At 62.1% G+C, this 19,470-nt stretch carries 18 protein-coding genes; 3 read left to right on the top strand and 15 right to left on the bottom strand.

The genetic code is table 11. The features are described from left to right. The first annotated feature begins 74 nt into the window (after positions 1–74). From ABJF10_RS17315 to ABJF10_RS17305, 3 genes are read left to right on the top strand one after another with little or no spacing between them, the layout of a single operon-like run. Positions 75–995 (top strand): 2-dehydropantoate 2-reductase, encoded by a 921-nt coding sequence (locus ABJF10_RS17315; RefSeq protein WP_348545849.1) that lies wholly within the window; start codon positions 75–77, stop codon positions 993–995. Continuing rightward, entirely contained in the window at positions 992–1,318 is a 327-nt protein-coding gene (locus ABJF10_RS17310; protein ID WP_348545848.1) for a hypothetical protein, read from the top strand. Before ABJF10_RS17315 ends, ABJF10_RS17310 begins: the two co-directional genes overlap by 4 nt. Further along, positions 1,315–2,115 carry a purine-nucleoside phosphorylase gene (locus ABJF10_RS17305; RefSeq protein ID WP_348545847.1) on the top strand — a complete coding sequence of 267 codons (801 nt, stop codon included), beginning with the start codon at positions 1,315–1,317 and terminating at the stop codon, positions 2,113–2,115. Before ABJF10_RS17310 ends, ABJF10_RS17305 begins: the two co-directional genes overlap by 4 nt. 103 nt (positions 2,116–2,218) lie before the next feature. Here the strand turns inward: ABJF10_RS17305 and ABJF10_RS17300 are convergent, their stop codons facing one another. The 15 genes from ABJF10_RS17300 to ABJF10_RS17230 form a co-directional block, all read right to left on the bottom strand. Beyond that, complete coding sequence (locus tag ABJF10_RS17300; protein WP_348545846.1) at positions 2,219–2,791, bottom strand: NADH-quinone oxidoreductase subunit C; 573 nt, start codon at positions 2,789–2,791, stop codon at positions 2,219–2,221. Positions 2,792–2,794: 3 nt separating this feature from the next. Further along, positions 2,795–3,331: an NADH-quinone oxidoreductase subunit NuoB gene (nuoB, locus tag ABJF10_RS17295; RefSeq protein WP_348545845.1), complete on the bottom strand. Its 537-nt coding sequence runs from the start codon at positions 3,329–3,331 to the stop codon at positions 2,795–2,797. A 131-nt stretch (positions 3,332–3,462) separates the two neighbouring features. After that, positions 3,463–3,696, bottom strand: coding sequence for a hypothetical protein (locus ABJF10_RS17290; RefSeq protein ID WP_348545844.1), 234 nt, complete (start codon positions 3,694–3,696; stop codon positions 3,463–3,465). A 14-nt stretch (positions 3,697–3,710) separates the two neighbouring features. Further along, entirely contained in the window at positions 3,711–4,160 is a 450-nt protein-coding gene (locus tag ABJF10_RS17285) for a hypothetical protein (RefSeq protein ID WP_348545843.1), read from the bottom strand. A 36-nt stretch (positions 4,161–4,196) separates the two neighbouring features. Beyond that, positions 4,197–4,640, bottom strand: a complete 444-nt coding sequence (locus tag ABJF10_RS17280; RefSeq protein ID WP_348545842.1) for a hypothetical protein — start codon at positions 4,638–4,640, stop codon at positions 4,197–4,199. An 85-nt stretch (positions 4,641–4,725) separates the two neighbouring features. Beyond that, positions 4,726–5,877: a glycosyl hydrolase gene (locus ABJF10_RS17275; protein WP_348545841.1), complete on the bottom strand. Its 1,152-nt coding sequence runs from the start codon at positions 5,875–5,877 to the stop codon at positions 4,726–4,728. Then, positions 5,874–9,329, bottom strand: a complete 3,456-nt coding sequence (locus ABJF10_RS17270) for a polysaccharide deacetylase family protein (protein ID WP_348545840.1) — start codon at positions 9,327–9,329, stop codon at positions 5,874–5,876. The genes ABJF10_RS17275 and ABJF10_RS17270 overlap by 4 nt, the downstream gene beginning before the upstream one ends. 51 nt (positions 9,330–9,380) lie before the next feature. Beyond that, the gene (locus tag ABJF10_RS17265) at positions 9,381–10,238 is read right to left on the bottom strand and encodes a TatD family hydrolase (protein ID WP_348545839.1); all 858 of its coding nucleotides are present in this window, start codon (positions 10,236–10,238) and stop codon (positions 9,381–9,383) included. Between the two features lie 8 nt (positions 10,239–10,246). Next, positions 10,247–11,260 carry a beta-ketoacyl-ACP synthase III gene (locus ABJF10_RS17260; RefSeq protein WP_348545838.1) on the bottom strand — a complete coding sequence of 338 codons (1,014 nt, stop codon included), beginning with the start codon at positions 11,258–11,260 and terminating at the stop codon, positions 10,247–10,249. Further along, a complete protein-coding gene (plsX, locus tag ABJF10_RS17255) occupies positions 11,247–12,257 on the bottom strand; it encodes a phosphate acyltransferase PlsX (RefSeq protein WP_348545837.1) in 1,011 nt (336 codons plus the stop codon). Before plsX ends, ABJF10_RS17260 begins: the two co-directional genes overlap by 14 nt. Positions 12,258–12,353: 96 nt before the next feature. After that, positions 12,354–12,536: a 50S ribosomal protein L32 gene (gene rpmF / locus ABJF10_RS17250; RefSeq protein ID WP_348545836.1), complete on the bottom strand. Its 183-nt coding sequence runs from the start codon at positions 12,534–12,536 to the stop codon at positions 12,354–12,356. A gap of 9 nt (positions 12,537–12,545) precedes the next feature. After that, a complete protein-coding gene (locus ABJF10_RS17245) occupies positions 12,546–13,004 on the bottom strand; it encodes a hypothetical protein (protein ID WP_348545835.1) in 459 nt (152 codons plus the stop codon). 11 nt (positions 13,005–13,015) lie between these two features. Further along, positions 13,016–13,504, bottom strand: coding sequence for a pantetheine-phosphate adenylyltransferase (gene coaD / locus ABJF10_RS17240; protein WP_348545834.1), 489 nt, complete (start codon positions 13,502–13,504; stop codon positions 13,016–13,018). Between the two features lie 144 nt (positions 13,505–13,648). Beyond that, positions 13,649–16,918, bottom strand: a complete 3,270-nt coding sequence (locus ABJF10_RS17235) for a PAS domain-containing protein (protein WP_348545833.1) — start codon at positions 16,916–16,918, stop codon at positions 13,649–13,651. 26 nt (positions 16,919–16,944) lie between these two features. Then, positions 16,945–18,459 carry an MFS transporter gene (locus tag ABJF10_RS17230; protein ID WP_348545832.1) on the bottom strand — a complete coding sequence of 505 codons (1,515 nt, stop codon included), beginning with the start codon at positions 18,457–18,459 and terminating at the stop codon, positions 16,945–16,947. Positions 18,460–19,470: the final 1,011 nt, after the last annotated feature.

Raw genomic sequence — 19,470 nt, 5'->3', positions numbered from 1 at the left:
TTAGAGCAGGGGACTCATAATCCCTTGGTTGTGGGTTCGAATCCCACCGGGCCCACTTTGCCGGACGTACGGGAATGAACGCTTCCCCAAAAACGGTCGCCGTTGTCGGATCGGGAGCCTTGGGGAGTTATTATGGTGCGAAGCTGGCGCGGCAGGGGGCGGATGTGCGCTTTTTGATGCGGGCGGATTTGGAGGCGGTGCGACGCGATGGGTTGACGGTGCGGGAGAAGGGCGCGGAGTGGAAAGTGCCGGCGCAGGCGTTTGGTTCGACGGGGGAAATCGGGCCGGTGGATTTGGTGGTCATCGGGTTGAAGACGACGGCGAATGCGGACCTGGAGCGATTGATCCCTCCACTGCTCCACGAAAAGACGTTGCTGCTGACTTTGCAAAATGGGCTGGGGAATGAAGAACTGCTGGCGCAGCAGTGGGGCGCGGAGCGGGTGCTTGGCGGGCTGTGCTTCGTGTGCCTGAATCGCGTGGCGCCAGGCGTGATCGAATACTATGGGCACGGGACGCTTTCGCTGGGCGAATTTGGACGCGCGCCGATGGAGCGGACGCAGGCGATCGGCGCGATGTTTTCCGAATCAGGCGTGGAGACGCACGTGGTGGAGGACCTCATCACCGAGCGCTGGCGCAAGCTGGTGTGGAATATCCCGTTCAACGGTCTCTCCATCGCCACGGGCGGGCGCACTTGCGATTTGTTGCTCGCCGATGATGGGTTGCGCGCGCAGGTTCGCGGACTGATGGCGGAGACCATCGCGGCGGCGGGCGCGCTCGGGCACGCCATCCCGGAGAGCTTCATCGATTATCAAATCGAGCGCACTTATTCGATGGGGCCCTACAAGCCTTCGAGCATGATCGACTGGCAACTCGGGCGCGCGGTGGAAGTGGAATCGATCTGGGGCGAACCGTGGCGGCAGGGCAACGCAGCGGGAGTGGGACTGCCGCGATTGGAATTGCTCTATCAAATGCTTCGGCAGGTCACTTCGCGATGAGTGATCCGCATCAAACCAGTCTCGCGCTCAATCTGAAAGAGGATGGGCAGCCGCTCATTGATCTCAATGGGCTGAAGATCGACGTGCCCGGTCCGATGTGGTTTCGTGTCACCGTGGCGATCGTGGTGCTGATCCTCGCGCTCTATTCTTTCATCTGGATCACCGAGGATGCGCAGAAGCGGGGCAAGAGTGGATGCCTGGCTTTTCTTTTCATCTTCGCCGCCGGATGGCCGCTCTCTTTGTTGTGGTGGATTTGGTTGCGTCCCAAACTTGAAAAAACGCCAGCCGCGCCACCGCCGACATTACCCCCGGAGATCCCATGAGTGGCATGGGGCTTTCCATGGACGTCGAGGTGCTGCCGAAGGCGGTGCGCGATTATCAGCCGGAATGGGGCATCGTGCTCGGCTCCGGGCTAGGCATGCTGGTCCATGAAGTAGATGCGATCCTGAGCCTGCCCTACGAGGAGATCACGGGGATGCCGGTGTCGACGGTGCCGGGCCATGAGGGGCGCTTTGTTTTCGGTCGGCTGGCTGGCTGCCGCGTGATGATGGCGCAAGGGCGCGTGCATCTCTATGAAGGTTGCACGGCGGAAGAGGTGACGGCGACGGTGCGCTTCATGGAGAATCTCGGTGTGCGCAAGCTGCTGCTCACGAATGCCGCCGGGACGCTAAATCCGCAGTTCGCGCCGGGCTCGTGGATGATGCTGAGCGATCAGCTCAATCTCACCGGGACGTCGCCTTTGATGGGCGGGCCGAACTTTGCGGACATGAGCGCGATCTATTCGCCGGAATTGCGCGGGTGCTTTGCGGCTGCCGCGAGTGCGGAAGGGTCGACGCTGCACGAGGGCGTTTACGCGGGGCTGATCGGGCCGCAGTACGAAACGCCGGCGGAAGTGCGGATGCTCCGGATTCTCGGTGCGGATGCGGTGGGGATGTCCACGGTGCTCGAGGCGATCCAGGCGCGAGCGCTGGGGATGGAGGTTGCAGGATTTTCGTGTCTCACGAATTGGGCGGCGGGGCTTGGTGCGAAGCCGCTGAGCCATGATGAAGTGTTGAAAACCGGAAAGGCTGCTGCGGACCAAATGCTGCGGATTCTCATGCGGGCGTTGGGGAATGCTTAGTTCCGACGCCCCTCCGGGGCGGATGTGGTTGGTCACCTTACCGGTGGCTGACGCCACCGGCTAATCTCCATCGGCCCTCCGGGCCGAAGGCGGACGGCGTGCCTTAAGGGATCTCGCGGGAGCGGGGCTCGCGGTCCTTGGTCGTCGCGGTGCTGGGGGTGGTGACGAAGGGGCCGCCGGCGAGCGGGGCGGACTTGCTGAAGGCGACGTCGGGCATGTCGCTGGGACGACCGGCGAGCGGGAAGTCCTTGCGGAGCGGATAGAACGGGTAGCCTTCCCACATGAGGATGCGGGTCATGTCCGGATGGTTGGTGAACTTGATGCCGAACATGTCGTAGGCTTCGCGCTCGTGCCAGTCGGCGGTGGCCCAGATGTCACTCACGGTGGGGACTTCGAGTTCGTCCTCGGAGACGGCGAGCTTCAGGCGCAGGTGCAGTCCATCGCCGAAATGGTAGAGCTCGTAGACGACCTCGAAGCGGGGCTCCTGGCCGAAATGGTCGACGCCGCTGACGTCGAGGAGGTAGGTGAAGCCGAGCTCGTCCTTGCAGAAGCGGCAGACCTCCTTGATCGCGGTGCGCTCGACGTAGAGCGTGGTCTCACCGCGGAATTCGGTTTTCTGGAGGACCTTGAATTTGCCGGTGATGCCGGAAACGACGGAGGAAAGGGAAGCCGCCATGAATCAATTGGCCGATTTGGAGTACGAGGCGAAGAGTTCGCGTTTCTGGTCGCGGAGCGCGGGCTCGGTGTCGATCTTGCGCTGAAGTTTCATGAGGCCTTCGATGAGGGCCTCGGGACGGGGAGGGCAGCCGCTGACGTAGACGTCCACGGGGATGAGCTGGTCGATGCCCTGGAGGACGGCGTAGCTGCGATACATGCCGCCGCTGGAGGCGCAGGCGCCCATGGCGATGCACCATTTCGGCTCGGGCATCTGGTCCCAGATGCGTTTCACAGCGAGGGCCATCTTGTAGGTGACGGTGCCGGCGACGATCATGACGTCGCTTTGGCGGGGCGAGAAACGCATGACCTCGGCGCCGAAGCGGGCGATATCGAAACGCGAGCTGGCGCTGGCCATGAGCTCGATGGCGCAGCAGGCGAGGCCCATGGGCATGGGCCAGAGCGAGTTCTTGCGCATCCAGTTCATCGCAGCGTCAAGCTGGGTGACGATCACGTTTCCTTCGATCTTCGAGTCGTAAGCGACCGGGCTGGTCTCGGGCATGAGGGAAGTCTAAGGCGGGGGATTTTCGGGGCAAGTGCAATTTGTGAAACTTTTCACAAGGGCGGGGAAGTGCAGAGCGATTAGTGCTCAGTTACGGGGGTCGATGCACCGCCTCCAGTAAAGAGGGTAGGTCAATCCAGGATATTGCGCAGGCCGGGGCCGGCGGATTCGGCATTGTGGATGGCCCAGTCGAGCTTGGTCCGGGAGACGTGTTCGCGCTTCAATTCGTCAAGCACGCCTTGGAATGATGCTGGAAGGTAGGTGCAGTAGAGTTCGATGGCGCAAAGGGAATTGAACCACTCCCCCTGATCTGCCGATTTGGAAGAGGGCGCGGCGGTGAGCTGGGCGTAACGGGCAATGAGCAACTCCGCCCCTGTCTTTACGTGGGCCGCATTCGTCTCACCACATGCAGGATAAAAGGCGCGCGAACTTCCTGTTGCTCCATGGGGAGATGAAACTCGAATTGGTAGTCGCCCTGTGCAACTGGCCGAAACCATTGATCGAAGACGACAAAGCGACTGAGATTTTGTTTTGGCTGCAATGTCTGCTGGTCGCGCACAGACATGCCGCCGTGGTGGACGGCGATCGGCAGCTTCTTTTCCGTCGGCGAACCGGGATTCAGAACAAAGAAGATCGCTTGCTGGTTGTAACCCAGATCCACGGTCACGGCATGGTCGGTTTCATTGGTAAAGACACAATGCAGGACAACGGGTTCGCCGATGCCGTAGGCCGCCTGCTGGGTTTCCACTTTCAGGGCGAGATCTCCACCGTAGCCGGTGGAGGCGAGAGCAATAGCTCCGAGGATTAGGAGGGAGACGGGAATCTTCATGGTTGTGGCCCTGCTGGGGGCTCTCGGTTTTGAGTTCTAAAACAGATAGATATCTGCCATTTGCCCCTTCGAATACAGGAAGGTGCTGTCCGCATCTCCCCAACGGATTCTGACCGACTCGATCTTCTGGCCCTTTTTCAACTTCATCCAGAAGATCGCGCACTGGTGTTCGTTCTCCCTGAAGATGTTTCCCCCAGTTGGCTGAGCAACGATCCTCTCACCTTCTGAATCCGCCACGTCCACTTTCATCTTCGTGTAATCCATCGGCGGCGCTTCGGGTGGCATGCCTATATTGATGGATACGAACGCCTCGGAGCCTGTTCCTTTGTTGTAATCAAATGACTCGACCGCGATTCTCACATCGTGCCCATTCACCTTGTAGGGAACTCGCTCCCAGAAGGCCTTCGCGCTTCCATTTTGGTCTCCGAAGCTGAATTGGACGGCCAGAATCCAAATGAGGAACGCGTAGCATTTGGTCATTCACACACTTCACATCGATTTGCCGGATCGCGCAAGAGTTGCACTAGCCCCTTCCGCGGGTCTGCCGGTCGGCGTGCGTCGGGGGCTATTTTGTCGGCTCGACGATTGGGTGGTCGAGGTACGTCGGGTCGGCCACGCCTTGCCGGTAGGACTCGAGCGCGTCGGGCGTGGAATTGACGTGGAGGTTGCTGTAGCGGCCGTCGTCGTTTTCCCAGCGTTCGTGCCAGTAGACGCAAGCTTTGATGTTGGGATACTTCGGGCTCTTGAAGAGGCGGAAGGCGTCGCGCAGCCAGTCGGACTTGCTGCCGAGGGTGGGGAATTCGCCGACGGCCCATTCGCAGACCATCACGGGCTTGGTGGCGTCGATGCGGCGCAGTTCCTCGTAAGGCCAGTCGAGGAGCGGGAAGAATTGGGTCCAGTCGTCGTCGGCGAATTGCGCGCCGTAGAGGCTGAAGCCCAGCCAGTCGCAGTAGTCGGGGCCGGGGTAATATTCGGCGGCGAGGTTCCAGCCTTCCTGGGGCAGCGAATAATTCATGAGGTGCAACACCCACTGGACGTTGGTCGCGCCCTTGGCACGCACGCGGTCGACCACGTGACGGTAGGCTTTCTTGAAAGTCTCGGGGCCTTGGAAGTGCACCGGCTTGGAACCGGGAATGGGAGTGCTGCCGCCGTAGAGTTTGCCGCTCCAAGGGAACCATTCGCCGTTCATCTCGTTGGCGAAGGAGACGATGAGCGGGGAGCCAAAGGCGCGTGCCTTTTCCGCCCACATGTCGATGTAGGCATCGTGTTCACCGGCGATGATGCTGGTCAGCGAATACTTGTCGGGTCCGCGACCTTCGACGTATGGCTTGTCCCAGGGCGACCAGAAGACCAGAGGCACCGAGCCGTGGCGCGTGATGAGGCGGAGATTGTCGTCGGGGAATGATTGCTCGCCCCAATAGCTCGAGCTGGCGACGATCGCCTGGTGCTTGCCGACCATCGTCTCGAACTTCTCGATGGCCTCAAGGGTGACGGTGTCTTCCTTGTCGCCCCAGTCGATGTAGGCGCCGGTGTAAATGCCGTGCTGGGGAATGGCGAGGCGCTGTAGCGGATTGGCCGGCACGGGAGTGGATGCAGCCTGGGGTTGAGCCGGCGAAGGCGGGGGCGTGCCCGCCGAAGGAGGCGTGGAAGATGGATCGCAAGCGACGAGCAGTGAGGCCGCGGCGATGGCGATGAAGGTGCCAAAGCGAAATCTCATGCGCGGCTCGGGACGCTGGCCGTGCGCTCCAGTTTTCCCCACGCCACGAACGCGCCCTTGAACGCGCGGAAGATCGAGCGCCAGATGACCCAGGCGAGCAAGGGTCGATAGATGAACCGCATCGGCAGAATGAGGAAGGCCTTGTGCAGGCGTTCGCCATCCATCCGGCAGGCGAGCGCCGCGAGGAAAAGATCCAGCCCGAGCACGATGGCAAACCAATACCAAACACCGGCCATATGCCCAAAGAGGAGCGACCAGAGCAGGATGCCATCGACCAGCGGAGTGACGGCGACGAGACCGATCTGCATGAACCAGATATTCGGCAGGCTGAACCAGCCGAGCGCGCCGAAGCGCGGATTGAAGACGAGATCGCGATGCTTCCAAAGGCACTGCATGGTGCCGAAAGCCCAGCGGAAGCGCTGCTTGGCGAGCCCTGAGTATGATTCGGGTGCTTCCGTCCAGGCGACCGCATCCGGAGCGTATTCGATATGATAGCCGAGGCGATGCAGTGTGAGGGTGAGATCGGTATCTTCCGCCAGCGTGTCGTCGGAAAATCCGCCGGCGGCACTGATGGCACTGCGGCGCAGGGCGCTGATCGCGCCGGGGACGACGGTGATACAGTTCCACTCGGTGTACGCGCGCCGATCGAGATTGAAGCCGCAGATGTATTCCAGGCTCTGGAAACGCGCGATGAAGGTGCGCAAGTTGCCGACCCGGGCATTGCCGCTCACGGCGCCGACCAGCGGATGCGCCAACGGCTGGACCAGGGCGCCTATCGTGCACGGCTGGAACAGCGTGTCGGCATCGAGAAAGACAATGATCTCATGCCGGGACTGCGCGACGGCGTTGCGCAACGCGGCGGCCTTGCCTCGATTTTCCTGCCGGACGAGGCGGAGGCGCGGCTCGGTGGCGGCGAACTCCCCGATCTTCGCGGCGGTGTCGTCGCGAGATCCGTCGTTCACTACGATCACTTCCATTTCGCCCGCGTAGTCGGTCCCCAGCACGGAGCGGAGAGTCTTCTGGATGACTTTGCCCTCGTTGAACGCGGCGATCACCACGGACACCGATGGTTGAAAGGCTGCCGTGGAATCGATGCCCGTTCGATGATGGCGATGGGCGAGCCAGGCCACGAGTAGCGTGCGGGCGACGACCAGCCCGGTGGAAAAGATCATGAACGCCCAGAAGAATCCGACGATGCCGTGCCAGGCGCGGAAGCCGGTGCCGGCCACGAAACGCTCCAGCGGTTGGTGGCTCGCATCGATGGGCGGCATCAATTCATCGCGCGTCATGCCGAGCAATTCGGAAAGGGACACGATCCGGTCGCCGCGCGTGTGCAGGTAATCGATGATGCGGGGCAGGGCGGCGACGGTCTCCGACCGGTCGCCGCCGGCATCGTGCAGCAGGATGATGTTGCCTTCGTTGCGCAGGTCCCTCACGCGCTGGATGATCTCCTCGGTACCGGGTCGCGCCCAATCCTGAGGATCGATCTTTTCCAGCACCACCGTGTAACCAAGCTGCTCCTGCGCCAGACGGAGCGGAGCGAGTTCGGCGATGTCGGTGGGATTCGAGTCCGCGTTGTAGGGCGGGCGGAAGAGCGTGGTCGAGCGGCCGGTGATGCTCTCGATCAGCCGCTGCGTGGCCGTCAGTTCGAGTTCCATCTGCCACTCGGACATGACCGCGAGATTGCGATGCGAGTAGGTGTGATTGCCGATCTCGTGTCCCTCGGCCACGATGCGCTGGACGAGGCCGGGGTAATCCTCGCAATTGCTGCCGAGCAGAAAGAAGCAGGCCTTCACTCCCTTGGCGCGCAGGATGTCGAGAATTTTGGGTGTCCATTCCGGGTCGGGCCCGTCGTCGAAGGTAATGGCCACCTCGTGTTCGCCGCCCGCGCCTTGATGATAGAGAATGGGATAGGTGGCGAAGTCGGTGTAGTTCGCCCGCAACAGGCTCTTGTGCACCTCCGCCAGAGTGGCCTCGAAAGGATCGTCGGGCCGGGTGGGCGGCAGCCGGGTGCTATCGATCGTCACCACGCGCGCGCCATCCTCCCGCGAGGTATCGACGGTGACGATTTCCCCGCGGCCGACGTTGGTGATCGAGTCGCCGGCTTTGATCGCGCCCAAGGCCTTGAGGACACTCGGCGTCGGCAGGCCCTTGAGCTCCATTACGTCCCAGATCTGGGGGTCTTCCGTGCCCAACCGGGTGATACCGATGCCGCCGAATTCCGCGGCGCGCACGACGCGGAGATGGTTGTAGAAACTGATCGCGTCGAGAAAGCTGACCGTGTGTTCCCCACTCGGCTCGGAATATTGATACTGGCCGTTGAAACGTGGTGGTCCGGTCTCGGTCTTTTCACCGGTGGCGTCCACACCCGCGTAACTGGCGCGGCTCATGGCATCCTTGAATGTGATTGTCTCCGTCTTCTTCGTCGTGGTGTTCCAGTCGTAGGCGTAAGCGCCGAGCACCCCGATCCACTGATCGGGGTCGGCATATTGGACAATGACTTTCAACCAACCTTCGAGCCATGGCTGTGACGCAATCGGGCCGGGAGCGTCGGTCTCGGAATTCTCGTCATGCAACATGACGACGAAGCGATTGACGAAGGTTTCGAGGGCGGGGCGATTCGACTTTACGCCCGGCTGCGCGTCGGGATCCCCAAAGATGTTGAAGGTCTTGAAATCCTCGCCGGGCGCGACGGAGAACCACAACTCCATGCCGGCCTTTTGCAGGGCGTCGGAAATCTGCTGGAGGAAATCGGAGTAGTTATCGCGATAAGCGGGATCGAGCTGCTGCCAATCGATGATCACCCCGCCCGCCTTCATGCTGCGCAATTGCGCGAGGAGATCGCGGATGAAACGGGAGCGCTTGTCGGCGGTCCCGTTGGCGAGGTTCTCGACCGCCTCCGGCTGCCAGGTATTGCCCTGGAGATTCTCCAGCAAGGGCATGAGGGTGAGATGGTGCGCGGAGGCAAAGCTGACCAGGTGAGGATTGGGCTCCACGATGAGCCGGCTGTCTGTGCCTTGCAGCGAGAACCATTCGGGGGCGAGATGCGTGAGCGAGCTGGCATGGTCTTCGAGTGAAGCGCGGCTGTTCGGATCCCATTCGACGTAATAGCCGAGCCGAATCTCGCCCTTCGGATCGGGCGTCTTGCCCAACTGCCGTTTGATCTTATCCAGGCGATCCTGCGCGGATTTCGATTCGCTGTAGTAGCGCTGCCAGTTGATGGCGTTCGGGTCGTCCTGCTCGGTGCGATTGATCGCCGCCTTGAGCTGCTTTTTCAGCGGCACGACCGAGGCGGGCGTCTTGAGTTCGGGATGGGTGAGCAGAGTACGGAAGAACCAGACGACGGCGACAGCGACGAGCAACAACCCCACGACGAGCACGCGCCGCAAGCGCGGCCAACGCCGCCCATGCGGATCCTGGAAAATAAATGCGCCGCGATCGGGTTCGCTCATCTAGGGACTATTCAACGGACGGTCAAAGGGACATGCACGCCTTTCCGCCGTTCAATCCGGGTAGCGAAAGAAGGCGGCGGCGTTCCGGGAAGTGCGGGCGGCGAGATCGGCGAAGGATTCACCCCGCAGCTGGGCGACGCATTCCGCGACCTGGCGCGTGTAGGCGGGCTCGCATCGCTTGCCGCGAAAGGGCACCGGGGCAAGGAACGGGCAGTCGGTCTCGAACATGAACGAGTCCGGCGGAACCTGCCGCGCCGTCTCCTGGGCATCGGCGGCATTCTTGAAAGTGACGATGCCGGTGAACGAGACCACATGCTCGAGATCGAGCAACTCGTCGGCGTTGACTGGCGGTTTGCCGAAGCAGTGGAAGACGGCGCGCAGCTTGCCAGTGTAGGGGCGCAGCAGGGCGAGCGTATCTTCCCACGCATCGCGTTCGTGGATGACGATGTTGAGACCGAGTTCGACGGCGAGGTCGAGCTGCTGCTCGAAGACGATGGCCTGTGCGGTTTTTATGGCACCGTCGCGCACCGCGGCGGTGGGCTCCATGGGATCGCTGAGCGGCATCTCGGAGAGAATGGCATCCTTCGAGGCGAGGAGGTGCTTGCTGGGGAGGCGATGGTAATCGAGGCCGGCTTCGCCGATGGCGACTACACGCGGGCTTTGCGCCAGGATGCGCAACTCCTCAATAAAATTCTCGCCCGCCTCGACGGCGGAATTGGGATGGACGCCGATGACGGCATAGACGTTCGGATACTTCTCTGCCAGCTCCACGGCGCGGCGGCTGCCTTCCACGGAGGTGCCGATTGTATTGATCCGGGTGATGCCCGCGGCTTCCGCCCGCGCCAGCACGGCATCGAGATCGTCGGAGAAATCGGGGAAGTCGAGATGCGCGTGGGTGTCGAAGAGCATCCTCGACCTTACCACTGAATGACCGAACTCGCCCACGTCAACCCGCCGCCGAAGACGACGAGCAGCACGTAGTCGCCGACCTTCATCCGGCCGGTGCGGTTGGCTTCATCGAGGGCGATGGCGACGGCGGCGGCGCTGGTGTTGCCGTAGCGGTCGAGATTCACGACGAAACGCTCGATCGGCAGCTTCATCCGATCCGCGATGGCTTCGATGATGCGGAGATTCGCCTGGTGCGGAATGACGCAGGCGAGATCCTCGGGATCGAGGTTGGCATCGGCCAGGACCTTGTGCGCGGCATCGAGCATCGAGTTAATGGCCTGCTTGTAGGTCTCTTTGCCGTTCATCTTGATGCAGTTGAGGCGCGAATCGGCATTCTCCTTTGTGATGGGGAAACGGGAGCCCCCGCCGGGAATGTAGAGAATGTCGCTCAGGCCGCCGTCGCTCGCCATGAAGGTGCTGATGACGCCATGGCCGCCGCCGCGATGCCGTAGGACGGCTGCACCGGCGCCGTCGCCAAAGAGCACGCAGGTGTTGCGGTCGGTCCAGTCGATGATCGAGCTCAATTTATCCGCGCCGATGACGAGAATGGTATCGTAGGTGTGCGAGGTGATGAACTGCTGGGCGATCTCGATCGCGTAGAGAAAACCGGAGCAGGCCGCGCTAACGTCGAAACAGGCGGCATTCTTCGCGCCGATCTTCGCCTGCACGAAACAGGCGGTGCTGGGAAAAAACATGTCCGGCGTGACCGTGGCGACGAGGATGAGATCGATCTCCTCGGCGGTAATGCCGGCATTTTCCAAGGCGCTCAGCGCGGCCTTGGCGGCGAGATCGCTGGTATGCTCGCCCTCCGCGGCGATGCGGCGTTCGCTGATGCCAGTACGACTGACGATCCATTCGTCGCTGGTCTCGACGAGCTTCTCGATTTCGCCATTGGTCAGCACCCGTTCCGGCAGGTAGCTGCCGGTGCCGATGATGGAAACGGTCCGCTTGGACTGGTTGGTGGGCGTTTTAGGTTGAATCATGGGAGCGTTGCACGGCCTCGACGATGTGCGGATTGAGTTTGTGCTGGATGGAGGAACAGGCGGCGCGGAGGGCGTTTTTCACGGCCACTGGCGAACTGCCGCCGTGGGCGATGGTGCAATTGCCATCGATACCGAGCAGCGGCATGCCGCCGTATTCGTCGGCATTGGTGACTTTGCGGACCGCGAGGAAGCCCGGTTTGCAAAGGAGGGCCCCGACCTTGCGCAGGGGAGTGGCTGTCAGTTCACGCTTCAGGAGACGGAAGATGCTCTTGGCCAGCGCCTCGCTGGTCTTGAGGACGACATTGCCGGTGAAGCCATCGGCGACGACGACATCGACCGTGCCCTCAAAAAGATCGTGGCCCTCGACATGGCCGTGGAAGTTCAGGCCGCTGGCCTTGATGAGCGCGTGGCCGGCCAGGGTCAGGGCGTTGCCCTTGAATTCCTCGGTGCCATTGGAGAGGAGGCCGATGGTCGGGTTGGGCCGCTCCAGGACGTGCTCGCAATACACGGCCGCCATGAAGGCATTGTCCTTGAGATGCTGGGGGGTGGGATCGGGGTTGGCGCCGGCGTCGCACAGGACAAAGTGGCGGCCCTTCTCGGTCGGCATCATCGCGGCGATGGCCGGTCGATCGATGCCGGGGAGCATCCGCAGCTTGACCGTACAGGCGGCCACGGCGGCGCCGGTATTGCCCGCGCTGACCACGGCCTCGGCGTCGCCCGACTTGACCAGATCCACGGCCCGGCTGATCGACGAATCCTTCTTTTTGCGGACGGCATCGATCCCGCTGTCGTGCATTTCCACCACTTGCGTGGTGTGAACGATTTCAATGCGGGCGTCGTTGCAACGCTCTTTCTTGAGCAGCGCCTCGAGTTGCGTGCTGTCGCCGGTCAGGAAAAGCTTCGAGATCTGCGTCAGCTCACGCAACGCCAGGACGGCGCCCTTAACGAGGTCCGCGGGGCCGTCGTCGTGGCCCATCGCATCGAGCGCGATCTTCATGGGCGCATTTCGTGCGCGGGGAAATGTTTGTGCAAGTGCAAAAAGAAGCAGCCGCCCGCGCGATCAAGCGGGGCGGCTGGCGACAGTTGCAAAGAATTAAAGAGCCTCGATGGTGAGGACCTGGCGGCCTTTGTAGTAGCCGCAGGAGGGGCAGGCGCGATGCGAGGGGATCGAGCTGCCGCACTGGCCGCACTTGCTGAGCGCGGCGGCGTGAAAGCGATTAGCGGCCTTGCGCGTGCGCAGGCGCATCTTGGACATCTTGCGTTTTGGAACTCCCATATCGGTATTTTATTTAAGTTTAAGCTGATCGAGCGCGCCCCAAGCGTCCGGTTTTTCAGTGAGGGGTGCGTCGGCGGCTTCGGATTTGGCCCGAAAAGCGACGCCTTGACACACTCTCTCCCCGTTCCAGTCGCAATGCGGGTGGGGCGGAAGGGCGAGCAAGATGTCTTCCCTTATGGGTTCTGTCAAGTCCACCATTTCAGAACCTGTTAATTCGATCTGGCAGGCAAATTCCGGTACCCGCAGGGGATAGCGAAAATGTTCCAGGCAGCCGACACATTCGAGGTCGAGATCGACCCCGACCTCGCCCGTGGCAAAGAGCCCGCCTTCACTCAGGCCGACGTCGAGCGAATACTGGACGTCGCTCACGGGCTCCACACCGTGTTCATGCAGATCGAGGATCTTGCTGGGGTCGGTCCCCTCTACATGCAACCCTTCGTCTGGAATTTGGTTCAGATGGATTTTCATAAAGAGCCTTTCTAGCCTTTGGGCGTCGCGAACTTTTCCCGCAACGCCGCTGCTACTGATACTGGCACAAATGCGCTCACGTCGCCACCCAAGCGCGCAATTTCCTTCACAATCCGGGAACTGAGATAAGTGTATTTCTCCGCCGGCATGAGAAAAATGGTCTCAATCTGCGGCTCCAGCTTCCGATTCATGAGGGCCATCTGGAACTCGAATTCGAAATCCGAGACGGCGCGCAGGCCGCGCACCACGGCGGTCGCCTCCTGCCGGCGGGCGAAGTCCATGAGCAGCCCCTCAAATTGGGCGATGCGGATATTCGGCAGCTTGGGAGAGACCTCGCGGAGGAGTGCCATGCGTTCGTCTACAGAGAAAAGGCCCTGCTTCTGCTCGTTGAAGGCCACCGAGACGACGACTTCATCAAAGAGCGTGGCGGCGCGATTGATCACGTCGAGGTGACCGTTGGTAATGGGATCGAAGCTGCCGGGATAGATAACGCGTCTCACGCGGCCCAGCGTGCCGGGAGGCGGGGGAGATATGAAGAGGAAACTTTGCGGATTAAACCGCGAATGGACGCCAATGAACGCGAATTGGGCCGAGGATCACGTCTTCCATTCGCGTGTATTTGCGTTCATTCGCGGGTTTCCACATCACCGCTTGACGAGGGCCTCCTGGATGACACGGAGAAACTCGTCGAGCTTGTAAGGTTTGGTGAGGTAGCCCACCGCGCCGAGACGCAGCAGGTGCTGGACGCGGTCGCCCATGGCATCGGCGCTGACCATGACGACGGGGATGTGGCGGACGGACGGGTCGGCCTTGAGCCGGTGGAGCACTTCGTCGCCGGTCATGTCCGGCAGGTTCAGGTCGAGCAGGATGAGATCGGGCTGGTGGGAGCGGGCGAGGTCGAGGCCGATCTGGCCGTGCGTGGCCGTGATCAGCCGGTACTGCGGCCGCGGATTGAGGATGCGCTCGACCAGCCGCAGGTTCAGGTCCTGGTCCTCGATGTAGAGCAGGGTGTGCCGGCCATCCACTGCCGGGGCGGGAGGGGATGCGGTGACGACGGGCGTGTCGGCCACCGTCGCGGGTGAATGCTGGGCGGCCACCGACAGGTCGTCGGCGCGGGGGAGGGTGACCCAAAAAGTGCTGCCTTCGCCGACATGGCTCTCCACATTCAGTTCCCCTTGCAGCGCCGTGACGATACCACGCGAAAGCGCCAGCCCGATGCCCGCACCCTCGATGTCCGTGGATTCCGCGCCGAGTCGCTCGAAGGGCAGAAACAGGCGGGCGAGTTTATCCGGTTCGATGCCGCGTCCAGTGTCGGCCACCGTCATGCGGACGCGTGGGCCGTCCACCCGATAGCTGACCGTCACCCGTCCGGCGGAACGATTGTATTTCACCGCGTTGGAGAGGAGGTTGAACATCACCTGGTGCAAGCGCTGCCGGTCGGCGAGAACCTGGAGTGGCGGCGTGGCGGCAGTGTCGGGTTCGAGCAGGATCTGAATCTCATGGCGTTTGGCCAGCGGGAGGATGCTTTCGATCGCTTCCCCGAGGAAACCGTGGACTTCGATGGGCTCCGGCGTCAGCGCAAAGCGACCGGCGTCGATGCGCGAAATATCCAGCACCTCGTTGATGAGCGAGAGCAGGTGTTTTCCGGCATTTGAAATGTGCTCCACGCTCTCAGCGAGACTGGGCCCGAGCTGCTGCTCGGCTTCCATCAGTTGCGTAAAACCGAGGATCGCATTCAGTGGCGTGCGGAGCTCGTGGCTCATGCGCGAGAGAAATTCCGTCTTCGCGCGGCTGGCCAGCTCGGCCTGTTCCCGCGCTTGCCGGATATTTTCCTCCGCCTTCTCGCGCTGGATGGTGGCGGTGAGCACATTGGCGACCGACTGGAGAAAATGGACATCGTCCTGGACGAAGGCGCGCTGCGTCGCGTTGAAAGCGGCGAGCACGCCGAGCGGTCCTTCGGCGCCCTCGACCAGCACGCTCAAGCCGCTCTTGAGGCCGGCCGTGACCACGGCGGAGGAGGTGGAGAAACGGGTCTCGGTGGCGTAATCGTTGACGATGACCGCTTCGCCGGTGAGGAGCGTGTAGCCGGATTGCGAGCCGCGTCCCACGGGAACGCGATTGCCGAAATTGGTGTCCGGCCAGCCCGCCTGGGCTCGCGCGATCAGTTCCTTGCCATCGCGGGTGAGGGCGAGCAGCGAACAACAGTCCACGCGCAAGACGGTCTGGATCACCGCCATCGCATCGTCCATGAGCTTGCCCAGGGGCGCACCGGAGAGGGCGCGCTGGCCGAGTTGGGCCACCGCTTCCTGCTGGTGGGCGCGGTCTTCTATAACCGCGGAGGCGCGCGCGAGTTCCGCCGTGCGCCCGGCCACGCGCAGTTCGAGGTTCTCCTGGGCTTGGGCGAGTGCTTCCTGGGCCTGGTGCCGGGCGGTGACGTCGGCGAAGAAACCGACCATGCGTCCGATCTGCCCACGCCGATCGAGGAAGAAATACCCTTTCGACTCGACGAAGATATAATCCGCGCTCTTGTGCCGAACGCGGAACTCGAGCTCGAAGGGATCACGCGTGATACTCACCTGCTGCACCCGCTGATCGAAGAGCGGCAAATCATCCGGGTGGATCAGTTCACGAAACCGATTCAATCCCCCAGCCATCTCGACGAGGGTGTAGCCGAGCATGCGCTCCAGGTCGCCCGCGTAGTTGACTTCATTGGTGAAGGAGTTCCAGTCGAAGAGCACCTGGCCGCTGGCGCGGATGGCCGCGTCGTAGCGATTCGCCCATTCGATCCGCTCGATTTCGTCGCGCTTCCGCTCGCTGAGATCGCGGACGATCGTGGAGAGAAACTCGACGTTGCCATCCGCGTCGCGATGCGAGAGCACCACTTGAGAGACGGGAACCTCGTGCCCGGCGCGATGCAGCATGGCATTCTCTCCGCGCCAGTAGCCGTCGCGGAGGGCCGTGGGAATGGCCTCCTGCAGCATGATCTCATTGGCCCAATCGGGATGACAGGCGGAGAGGTGAAAATCCAGCGGCTCGCCGGCGTCGAGGCCGATCATTTTGCGGCCAGCGGCATTGATGTAAAAGGGGTATCCCTCCACGGTGGCCATGCCCACGTAGTCGGTGGTCGCCTCGAGGATGCGGTCGAGCCGGGCCTGCGCCTCCTCGGCGGTGTGCCGGATGCTGATGTCGCGCGAGGCCACGAGCAGGCGAATGATCTGGCCGGTCGCATCGCGCATGAGGCAGGCGCGGCTGTCGAGGGTGATCCAGGCGTCGTTCCGGTCGCGAATGCGATATTCGTAGGAGAGCCGCGTCGCGCCCGTTTTCATCGCCTCGTCGTAAAGGAGGACGATGCGCTCGATATCGTCGGGATGCGCGCGTGTTCTCCACCAGGCATGTGCCGCGTGATATTCATCGGACGCCTCCCCGAGCGCTTCGATGAAAGCCGCATTGTAGACGACCTTGTTGGTGGCCAGTTCCCAATCCCAGACCATGTCGTGCGTGACCTGGCTGAGGAGCTCGACCGAGGCGGTATTGCTCCCCGCCGAGGGGGGGCGGTCGCTGACGTCGGTCAGGAAACCGATGAACCCCGAGAAGACGCCGTTGGCATCCTGCGCGGGCGTGCCGTGTTCGGTGACACGGTGGTAGTTGCCAAGATCGTTCCGCCGCCGGTATTCGAGAGCGAAGCTTTCCCGCGTTTCGAGGGCGTGTCGAATCGCCGCCGCGTAGGGTTCCTCGTCCTCCGTATGCACGGAACCAAACCAATCCTTGGCGAGGCTGGCGGTACTTTCGTAGCCGGCGAAAGCGAGCAGCGCCTTGTTGAAATAAACCGGCGCGCCGCTCGGCTCGACCACCCAAACCATCACCGGCAGATCGTCGAACATCCGCGGGTCGAACTGGATTTTGGCCAGCTTCATCCAGGCCTAGAGGGGAGCCGGACGGTTCATTGTTCGGGCAGGGGCTGGCCCCTGGTTTCCGGGCCGAACCAAATGAGGACCATGCCGACAACATAGATGCCGGCCATGACCGACGCCGCCTTGGGAAAGCTGCCGTCGAAGAATTTCATGAGATTGGCGGTTTGCAGCCCGCCGACGGCGGCGATGATCCGGCCAAAATTGTAGGCGAAGCCCTGCCCGGTCGCGCGCACCGCGGTGGGCATGAGTTCCGGCAGGTAGAGGGGGAAGAATCCGTAGAACGAGGCGGTCACGACGCCGGCGACGAAGGTCGAGAACAGGAAAAAGTTATCGTAGCTGCTGTTGCACTGGTAGAGCAGCAGCGTGCCGCCGATCGACGTGACACAAAGTGCGCAATAGGTGATGCGGCGGCCGAAGCGTCCGGCGGCGAGTGCGGCGACCATCGTGCCGACGATCGCGCCGATGGAAAGCCAGATGAGCGTCCATTCCTTCGCATGCAGGGCCGTCGGAGCGAGTTTCTCGGTCACCCACTTGGGGGCCCACTGCGTGGAACCCCATGTCCCCAGCAAAGCGACGGCGGACAACGCCGCCCCGAAGAGCATCAACCGAATGAGCGACCGGCCCCGCCCCGGAGCAAGGCTGCCCGCGGCTTCCGCCCGCTGCATATACCGGCGGACGGGGTGGAGGTAGCCGACGAGTGCCACGGCCAGGCCGACCACGGTGATGGCTACAGCGGGCACCGGACTGACGCCCGCTGGTGACCAGGCCCAGATGATGGCCAGTGCGGCCACACTGCCGATGAGGACGCCCAACAGGTCCACGCGCGCCCAGTGGGCCGTGGCCCCGCGCGCGTGTTCGGCCTTCCACTTTTCGGATTCCGGCACAAAGAGCAGGACTCCGAAGTTGAGGAAGGCGGGCAATGCGCCGCTGATCATGAGCAGCCGCCAGGCGGAGTTGTCGGTGAGGTACTTCACGGCGGACGGGGAGATGCCGATGGAACCGAGGGCGTGTTGCGCCGAAGTGATGAAGCTCAGGAGCACCATGCTCAGGATGGCGACGAGCAGATAGCCGATATTGGCGGCCGCGCCGATGAGGCCGGCGGTCACCGCCCGCGATTTGCCCGACCATACTTCGTTGACCAGAGCGACTCCCAGCGACCATTCGCCACCCATGCCGAGCGAGGCGATGAAACGCAGAAGGGTAATCTGCCAGGCTTCGGTGGCGAAGCCGCACAGTCCAGTGAAGATGGCGTAGGTAAAGATGCTCAAGGCCATCGCCCGCACCCGGCCGATCTTGTCGCCGAGCCAGCCAAAGAGCACGCCACCGCTGGCCGCTCCCACGAGAAACACCGCGATGATCACGCCAAACCACTGGCTCACCAGGGTCGTCATGTCCGCCGCCGAGACGTGGTCATTGTGGAGCAGGTCTTTTAGGGCGGGCTGGCCGATGAGGGGAAACATCCCCATCTCGAAGCCATCGAAAAGCCACCCGAGAAAAGCGGCGAGGAGCGTCAGGACATTGCGGCGGGAGGTGGAGGAGGGCATTCGTTGCTACGTATCAGAACCCCTTCGGCACAGCTTCTAAAAAATATGGCTGATGCGCAGAAAGCGTTTTGCCGGGGAGCGCTCCGGTTATGATTCTGGAAAATATCCGGGCCTTGATTTGGCTTGATTGGCCTTGATTGGCCTTGATTGGCCGGCGACCGCCGAACGAAACGCTCGTGCCCAAGCTGGAGCTTGGGAGCGCACTTGTCCTGGGAGCTCCAGCTTCCCCGAGCTTCGCACCGCTCGAAGCTGGAGCTTTGCAGACTATCGCATTCCCAAGCTGGATGAGCTTGGAACGAGGGCGGTTTTTCCAAGGCTTGATATGGCTTGATTTACCTTGATTTCGCTTGATCGCCGGCCACCGCCTTGGCCGGCCCTACGGCTGGCATTGGCGAGGTGGGCGAGGTGAGCGAGGTGGGCGGGAGACGAGAAAAAATGGAGGCACGATTAGATACGATTAGGCACGATTACTCTGGATTGCGTCTCAACGAGCGTAGTCTGAAGGTCGATCCGGCCTTCGTTCGTGTTCGCGTCCTCCGTGGTGAAAAATTCGCACCTTGAATTGGCTTGAGGAGGCTTAAGGCACCTTGAAACATCCAATATCCAATGGAGGAGACGTTTTGCCACGCGCTTGCGCCATTGGGTGTTGGATGTTCTGTTTCACGTCTTTCAATTCAGGTGAGGCTGCTGTGGCCGTAGGAAGTGGGCGATCTGGCTGGGGCGAGGGTCTTGGGATGGTCGGAGTTCATGCGGGGAAGTGTGGCATGACTTGGCGGAAAAGGTGCCTTGCTCCATTGGTTCCATTGGCTCCATTGCGGAAAATTCGCGCGGCGCGCCCTAAAACGGGGGCTGCGGGAGCATCCAGGCAGCAAAAAGCCCCGCCGGGTGGGCGGGGCTTTTGGAGAGACGTGGGAGACGTCGGGGTGAGCCGGATCAGTCTTTGCGTTCGACGACCACGTAGCGGCTGCTGCCTTTGGTCGAGACGCGCAGGAGGACCTTCTTTTCCTTCTT

It is taken from the genome of Chthoniobacter sp. (assembly GCF_040003245.1).
Lineage (GTDB): Bacteria > Verrucomicrobiota > Verrucomicrobiia > Chthoniobacterales > Chthoniobacteraceae > Chthoniobacter.
This window is presented reverse-complemented; position numbering and strand designations above follow the sequence as displayed.

Coding starts and splice junctions, on each gene's coding strand:
- ABJF10_RS17285 (WP_348545843.1), bottom strand. CDS start 4,160: ATGAAGATTCCCGTCTCCCTCCTAATCCTCGGAGCTATTGCTCTCGCC.
- ABJF10_RS17305 (WP_348545847.1), top strand. CDS start 1,315: ATGAGTGGCATGGGGCTTTCCATGGACGTCGAGGTGCTGCCGAAGGCG.
- rpmF (WP_348545836.1), bottom strand. CDS start 12,536: ATGGGAGTTCCAAAACGCAAGATGTCCAAGATGCGCCTGCGCACGCGC.
- ABJF10_RS17245 (WP_348545835.1), bottom strand. CDS start 13,004: ATGAAAATCCATCTGAACCAAATTCCAGACGAAGGGTTGCATGTAGAG.
- nuoB (WP_348545845.1), bottom strand. CDS start 3,331: ATGCCCGAGACCAGCCCGGTCGCTTACGACTCGAAGATCGAAGGAAAC.
- ABJF10_RS17270 (WP_348545840.1), bottom strand. CDS start 9,329: ATGAGCGAACCCGATCGCGGCGCATTTATTTTCCAGGATCCGCATGGG.
- ABJF10_RS17300 (WP_348545846.1), bottom strand. CDS start 2,791: ATGGCGGCTTCCCTTTCCTCCGTCGTTTCCGGCATCACCGGCAAATTC.
- ABJF10_RS17235 (WP_348545833.1), bottom strand. CDS start 16,918: ATGAAGCTGGCCAAAATCCAGTTCGACCCGCGGATGTTCGACGATCTG.
- ABJF10_RS17230 (WP_348545832.1), bottom strand. CDS start 18,459: ATGCCCTCCTCCACCTCCCGCCGCAATGTCCTGACGCTCCTCGCCGCT.
- ABJF10_RS17310 (WP_348545848.1), top strand. CDS start 992: ATGAGTGATCCGCATCAAACCAGTCTCGCGCTCAATCTGAAAGAGGAT.
- ABJF10_RS17265 (WP_348545839.1), bottom strand. CDS start 10,238: ATGCTCTTCGACACCCACGCGCATCTCGACTTCCCCGATTTCTCCGAC.
- ABJF10_RS17275 (WP_348545841.1), bottom strand. CDS start 5,877: ATGAGATTTCGCTTTGGCACCTTCATCGCCATCGCCGCGGCCTCACTG.
- ABJF10_RS17260 (WP_348545838.1), bottom strand. CDS start 11,260: ATGATTCAACCTAAAACGCCCACCAACCAGTCCAAGCGGACCGTTTCC.
- ABJF10_RS17315 (WP_348545849.1), top strand. CDS start 75: ATGAACGCTTCCCCAAAAACGGTCGCCGTTGTCGGATCGGGAGCCTTG.
- plsX (WP_348545837.1), bottom strand. CDS start 12,257: ATGAAGATCGCGCTCGATGCGATGGGCCACGACGACGGCCCCGCGGAC.
- ABJF10_RS17280 (WP_348545842.1), bottom strand. CDS start 4,640: ATGACCAAATGCTACGCGTTCCTCATTTGGATTCTGGCCGTCCAATTC.